This window comes from Deinococcus pimensis DSM 21231 (genome assembly GCF_000519345.1).
Lineage (GTDB): Bacteria > Deinococcota > Deinococci > Deinococcales > Deinococcaceae > Deinococcus_A > Deinococcus_A pimensis.
Genome location: NZ_KI912637.1, coordinates 90843 through 96846 on the forward strand (window position 1 = coordinate 90843; position 6004 = coordinate 96846).

At 71.2% G+C, this 6004-nt stretch carries 8 protein-coding genes and 1 pseudogene; 5 read left to right on the forward strand and 4 right to left on the reverse strand.

Annotated features, from left to right (window positions below):
• The 5 genes from DEIPI_RS29805 to DEIPI_RS0109140 form a co-directional block, all read left to right on the forward strand.
• On the forward strand, positions 1-649 hold a 649-nt coding region (locus DEIPI_RS29805; RefSeq protein ID WP_045233970.1), incomplete at its 5' end, for an ATP-binding cassette domain-containing protein.
• Positions 646-1659 carry an ABC transporter permease gene (locus DEIPI_RS0109125; protein WP_027481586.1) on the forward strand — a complete coding sequence of 338 codons (1014 nt, stop codon included), beginning with the start codon at positions 646-648 and terminating at the stop codon, positions 1657-1659. The genes DEIPI_RS29805 and DEIPI_RS0109125, both read left to right, overlap by 4 nt.
• Positions 1660-1673: 14 nt before the next feature.
• Positions 1674-2684 carry an ABC transporter permease gene (locus tag DEIPI_RS0109130; RefSeq protein ID WP_027481587.1) on the forward strand — a complete coding sequence of 337 codons (1011 nt, stop codon included), beginning with the start codon at positions 1674-1676 and terminating at the stop codon, positions 2682-2684.
• 104 nt (positions 2685-2788) lie between these two features.
• Entirely contained in the window at positions 2789-3664 is an 876-nt protein-coding gene (locus DEIPI_RS0109135; RefSeq protein WP_027481588.1) for a phytanoyl-CoA dioxygenase family protein, read from the forward strand.
• Positions 3665-3666: 2 nt separating this feature from the next.
• Positions 3667-3918: a hypothetical protein gene (locus DEIPI_RS0109140; RefSeq protein ID WP_027481589.1), complete on the forward strand. Its 252-nt coding sequence runs from the start codon at positions 3667-3669 to the stop codon at positions 3916-3918.
• A gap of 86 nt (positions 3919-4004) precedes the next feature.
• Here the strand turns inward: DEIPI_RS0109140 and DEIPI_RS39355 are convergent, their stop codons facing one another.
• The 4 genes and pseudogenes from DEIPI_RS39355 to DEIPI_RS42075 all read right to left on the reverse strand — a co-directional run.
• Complete coding sequence (locus DEIPI_RS39355) at positions 4005-4541, reverse strand: sulfocyanin-like copper-binding protein (RefSeq protein WP_027481590.1); 537 nt, start codon at positions 4539-4541, stop codon at positions 4005-4007.
• 80 nt (positions 4542-4621) lie between these two features.
• On the reverse strand, positions 4622-5239 hold the full coding sequence (locus tag DEIPI_RS39360; RefSeq protein WP_045233971.1) for a hypothetical protein: 618 nt from the start codon (positions 5237-5239) through the stop codon (positions 4622-4624).
• 37 nt (positions 5240-5276) lie between these two features.
• Positions 5277-5453, reverse strand: coding sequence for a hypothetical protein (locus tag DEIPI_RS42070; protein WP_342667505.1), 177 nt, complete (start codon positions 5451-5453; stop codon positions 5277-5279).
• Between the two features lie 130 nt (positions 5454-5583).
• Positions 5584-5913: pseudogene (locus DEIPI_RS42075) on the reverse strand (thiamine diphosphokinase); the annotation flags it as partial.
• Between the last annotated feature and the right edge of the window lie 91 nt (positions 5914-6004).

Sequence of the window (6004 nt, forward strand, 5' to 3'; positions counted from 1 at the left end):
GCTCGGCTCCGGACGCACCGAGGTGGCCCGCGCCGTCTTCGGCGCGGACGACGTCACGGGCGGCTCGCTGCGCTTCCGGGGCGGCGAGGCCCGCTTCCACTCCCCCCGCGACGCGATCCGCGCGGGCATCGGCTTCTGCTCCGAGGACCGCAAGATCGAGGGCATCATCCCCGACATGTCCGTCCGAGAGAACCTCACGCTCGCCCTCATGCCGCACCTCGCGCGCGCCGGGATCGTGGACACCGCCCGCCAGAACGAGATCGTGGACCGCTTTATCGCGCGGCTCGGCATCAAGACCGCCGGACCCGACCAGAAGATCCGCGAGCTCTCCGGCGGCAACCAGCAGAAGGTGCTGCTCGCCCGCTGGCTGTGCATGAACCCCAAGCTCCTCATCCTCGACGAACCCACGCGCGGCATCGACGTGGGCGCCAAGGGCGAGATCCAGGCTCTGCTGAGCGAGCTCGCCCGTGACGGCCTCGGCGTGCTGATGATCAGCAGCGAACTGGAGGAACTCGCCGAGGGCGCGAGCCGCGTCGTCGTGATGCGTGACGGCGAGAGCGTCGCGCACCTCCCGCGCGAGAGCCTGAATCAGGACGCCCTCATGCACGCCATGGCGCACGGCTCGGACGCTCCGGGAGGCGCGCCGTGACCCGGCCCGAGGGCACCCCCACGCCCGCCACGGGCGCGCCCGCCGTGACGCCCGCGCGGCGCGCGGCGCGGCGTAGCCCCTTCGGCACGCTGCTCGGGCCGCTCGTCGCGCTCGCGCTGCTGCTCGTGTTCAACGCGGTCTTCACCCCGAACTTCCTCACCGTCCAGACCCTCAACGTGAACCTCACGCAGGTCGCGACGATCGTGATCGTCGCGGTCGGCATGACCCTCGTCATCGCCACGGGCGGCATCGACCTCAGCGTCGGCGCGCTCATGGCCATCAGCGGGGCGATCGCGCCCATGCTGTTCCTCCACCCGCCCCTGGGAAGCCCGGCCCTCGGCGTGACCCTCGCGTTCATCCTGCCCGTCCTCGCCGCCGGGGCCTTCGGGCTCTTCAACGGCACGCTCGTCACGCGCTTCGGCATCCAGCCGTTCATCGCGACGCTGATCCTGTTCATCGCGGGACGCGGTATCGCGCAGGTCTTCACGAACGGTCAGCTGCAGACCTTCAACAACGCCGCCTTCCAGTACGTCGGGCTCGGGCGGCCCCTCGGGATTCCCTTCCAGGTCATCCTGATGGTCCTCGTCGTCGCGCTCTTCGCGTGGATCATGGCCCGCACCGTCTTCGGACGGCAGGTGCTCGCCGTGGGCGGCAACGAGGCCGCCGCGCGCCTCGCGGGCATCCCGACCTCCCGCGTGAAGCTCGCCGTGTACGGCATCAGCGGCCTGCTCGCGGGCCTCGCGGGCCTCATCGTCATCAGCATCAACTCCTCCAGCGACGCCAACCAGGTCGGCCTCAACATGGAGCTCGACGCGATCGCCGCGGTCGCCGTGGGCGGCACCGCCCTCACCGGCGGACGCGCCACCGTCGTCGGCACCCTCGTCGGGGCGCTCATCATCCAGCTGATCCGCTACTCGCTGCTCGCGCGCGGCGTGCCCGATTCCGCCGCGCTCGTCGTGAAGGCCGTCATCATCCTCGTCGCCGTGTACATCCAGCGCGCCCGCCGCTGAGAAGGGAGGTGCCCGTGTCCGCCGTCAACTCGCCCCGCGTTACCTCCGACGAACGCCGCGCCCGCTTCGCCGCGGTCGTGCAGCGCTACGGCGTCCTCATCGCGCTCGCGCTGCTCGTGCTGTTCGGCGCCCTGCGCTACGAGGGCTTCCTGTCCCCGTACAACGTCTTCACCGTCCTCGGGTACAACAGCATGTTCGGGCTCGTCGCGCTCGGCATGGCCTTCGTGATCATGACGGGCGGCATCGACCTCAGCGTCGGCAGCGTCGCCGCGTTCGCCAGCGTCGTCGGGGCGCTCCTGAGCCCCTACGGGCTGTGGCCCGCCCTCCTCGGCGCGGTCGCCGCCGCCGCGCTGCTCGGGCTCGTCAACGGGCTCGTCATCGCGTACCTCAAGATCCTGCCGTTCATCACCACCCTCGCGATGCTGCTCGCCGCGCGCGGCCTCGCCCTGATGCTCGCCAAGGACCAGTCCGTCTCCGTCGACTACGACCACGGCTTCACCACGCTCGGGCAGGGCAACGTCGGCGGGGTGCCCTTCACCGCGATCCTGCTCGGCGTGGCCTTCGCCGTCGGCATGGTCGTGCTGCGCTACACCCGCTTCGGGCGGCACGTGCTCGCCATCGGCGGCAACGAGGAGGCCTCGCGCCTCATGGGCCTGCCCGTGGAGCGCACCCTCGTCACCACCTACGTCCTGTCGGGCGCCCTCGCGGGCCTCGCGGGCGTCATCCTCGCGTCGCAGTTCGGCGCGGGTCAACCCACCGAGGGCCTCGGGTGGGAACTCACCGCCATCGCCGCCGTCGTCGTGGGCGGCACGCTCCTCACGGGCGGCAGCGGCAGCGTCGGCAGCACCCTCGTGGGCGTGCTGCTGCTCGGCATCATCTTCAACATCCTCAACTTCGAGAACGGGCGCGGCACCATCAGCCTCAGCGCCTACTGGCAGTCCGTCATCCGCGGCGCGTTCCTGCTCGTCGTGGTCGTGCTGCAGAACCAGCTCGGCCGCGCGAGGAGCGCCACGAGACGCGACTGAATTCTCAGCGTCCGCGTGCGCTCCTTCACCAAACTCCGAGCCGCGCGGCGCATGTTGAGAGAGCCCCACCAGCCCCACCCCCGAATCCCCGACAGGAGGACCGCATGACCGCCACCGAACCCCAGAAGACCCTCGCGCCCACCCCCGCCCAGCAGGCCCTCGAAGGCCCCCAGTACGACGTGCCCACCATCATGGCGTCCCTGTACGGCGACGGCATCATGGGTCTCAAGGGCGCGTTCACCCGCGAGTGGGTCGCGCAGCTCGGCGAGGAACTCAAGGTGCTGTACCGGGACGCGCTCGCCCGTCCCGGCGGCGCCGTCGGACGCGGCACGAACCGCCACTACGTCGAGATCCACCCGGAGGACATCAGCGGCTTCTACGACCTGATCACGCACCCCTGGGTGCATCAGGTCTGCCTCAGCGTCCTCGGGCCGAACTACAAGATCGTCGAGCTCGGCTTCGACGTGCCCAACCCCGGCGCGAAGGACCAGCCCTGGCACCGCGACTTCCGCGCCGGCAGCGAGACGCTCGTGGACCGCCGCCTCAACTCCCTCGCGTTCAACCTCACCACCGTCGACGTGGAGGAGAACATGGGGCCCTTCGAGATCGCGCCCGGCACGCAGTGGGACGACCCCAGCGAGTACGACCACGGCATGTTCCCGCCCACCAGCCTCTACCCCCGCTACGAGTCCCTGTCGCAGCGCAAGTTCCCCAAGATGGGCGACATCAGCGTCCGCTCGGCCCTCACCATCCACCGCGGCACCGCCAACACCAGCGAGAAGTCCCGCCCCGTCCTCGTGCTCGGCGTGGACGCCCCCGGCGCCGGTCACGACGAGTTCCACGACCTGCAGTTCACCCGCGCCTACTACGAGAAGCTCCCGCAGGAAGTCAGGGACCACCTGATCTGCCGCGTCGTGGACGAACTCGAACCGATCATGCAGGGCCACACCATCGAGGGCCTCATGATGGGCGACGCCTGAGCATGGCCGAGTTCAACAGCGTCATCGCGTACATCGACGGGACCAGCGTGCCCGGCCGCATCGCCGCCCTCGAAGGCGGACGCGGCATGATGCGCGTCGCCCTCGACCTGGACGGCACGGGCGTGATCGCCACGCCCGGCACGGAACTCGTGCTGGAGATGCACGACGGCGCGAAGTTCCGCGTCACCGTCACCGAGCAGGCGGGCGACGACGCCGGGGACCTGCGCATGAAGCTCCTCGGCAAGGCCGGCTGAACGAGGCGAGCAGAACGACAGGAGGGCGCCCGCGCGGGCGCCCTCCTGTCGTTCGGGCCTGGAGCGTCGAGCGTCTCTGTTTGCCTTTACTTGTAGCTCGCCTCCTTGATCCCGTTCGCCACGGTCATCTTGATCCACATGCCGTTCGCGGCGTGCCGTCCGACGCCGCACAGCAGCACGTACGAGCCGGGACGGCTCGCCACGAAGGACGTGGAGACGGGCGTCTGGCCGGGGCCCACGACGGCGGTCGCGGCGCCCTTGAAGGCCACCTTCGACGGGTCGATCGTGGCGGGCACGGCGGAGCCCGCGAAGACGAGCGCGTTGTGCGGCATGCGGCCCGAGTTGCCGAGCATCACCTCGACCGTCCAGCCGAGCGGCACCGTCAGCGTCTTGTCGCCCTTCGAGTCGCCGTTGTAGTTCAGGCCGCCATTCGCGGTGCCCATCCCGGACATCAGGTTGACCTTCACGGTCTTCGTGGAGGCGTCGCTCGTGACGGCCATGACCATCGCGGGCGCGGCCTGCGTGGTGGTCGTCGTGGTGCTCGTGGTGCCGGACTGCGCGAGCGCGGCGGACGCGGAGAGCACGGCGGCGAGAGTAAGGGCGGTCGAGATCGATCGGTTCATGGTTCCTCCCCGGGAATGACGCGTGATCTGAGGCGCGGATGCGGCTCGACCTGAGGAACGCACGAACGGCGCGAACGGATTCACAACCCCAGCACGCCGAGCGCCGCCGTGGGCCGCAGTTCGTTCAGGAACGGCTCGATGAGGGCGCGGTTCTGCGGGCTGGGGGGAGGCACGACCTGCGAGAAGTCGGGCAGCTGGAAGTTCTGGAGGGCGCGCGCGGCGCTCTGCAGGTCGATCTCGGGCACGCCGAGGGTACGGTTCACCTCGCGGCGGACGTTGGCGTACTCGCCCTCGGTCATCTTCTCGCGGGCGAGGGCGGCGCGCTGCGCCTCGCGGGCGCGGGTGACGACGCCCGAGGACTCGCGGAGCGCGCCGACGAGTTCGAGCGCGCTGGGTGTCTGCCCGGCCGCGAAGTCGCGGTAGAGGTTCTCGTAACGGCCGAAGTCCTGCCCGACGGCCTCGCGGACGCTGCGGCGCACCCGCACGAAGTCCTGCACCTGCGCGCGGGTGAGGCGCACGTCCGCGCGGGGTGCGGGCGGCGGCGTCTCGCGCGCGCCGTTCTGCTGCGTGAAGGGCGTCTGGAAGCCCTGGAGGAAGTTCTGCACGGGGCGCACCACGAGGAAGTACCCGCCGAGGACCAGCGCGGCGAGGACCAGCACGAGGGCACCGAGACATCCGATGGCGGCGTTGCGTCCCATATGGGTCAGGTACGAGGCGGACGCGCGCCGGGTTGCGTCAGGGCGTCCAGAGCTGCGTGACGAGCGCCTCCCCGGCGGTCAGCTCGGCGGTGGCGACGGGCCCGGCGGCCTCGTTGCTGACGGTCCAGCCGGACCCGGCGGGCACGTCCGCGCGCGTGAGGGGCCAGCGGACGCCGCGCAGGGTGAGGCCCGCGAGGTCCGTCAGGGCGATCACGCTGAGGGTGCCGCCCGGTTCCGCCCGCAGACGCAGGGGGCGGCCGGGCAGGAGTGCCTCGGCGCTCTCGTCGACCGCTGTGCAGGCGCGTGACGGTACCCTCCCGGGTGGCGCGCACCGCGAGCAAGGCGAGCACGAGGGTGTGGTCGAGCCGCCCGCCGAACGCGCCGACGACCGTGACGTCGGTCGCGCCGAGCGCCCGGGCGCGGGTCAGGGCGAGTTCCGCGTCCGTGAAGTCCTTGGCGCGCGGGACGGCCTCGCGTGGAACGTACGCGTGAAGCGCGTCGTCCGGGTCGCTGGAGTCGAAGTCCCCGACCCACAGGTCGGGCGTCACGCCGAGCGCTCTCGCGTGGCGGATGCCGCCGTCCGCCGCGACGACGAGGTCGGGCGGGTGCGCCGCGAGCCGCGCGAGTTCGGGCGTGACGGTGAGGCGCCCGCCGACGAGCAGCCAGGCCCTCACGCGGACTCCCCGTCAAGGTCGTCGGGGAGGAGCGTGCAAGCGGCCCTCGTTCCCTGGGCGCGCAGGGTCATCTCGGCGGGGTCCACGAGGC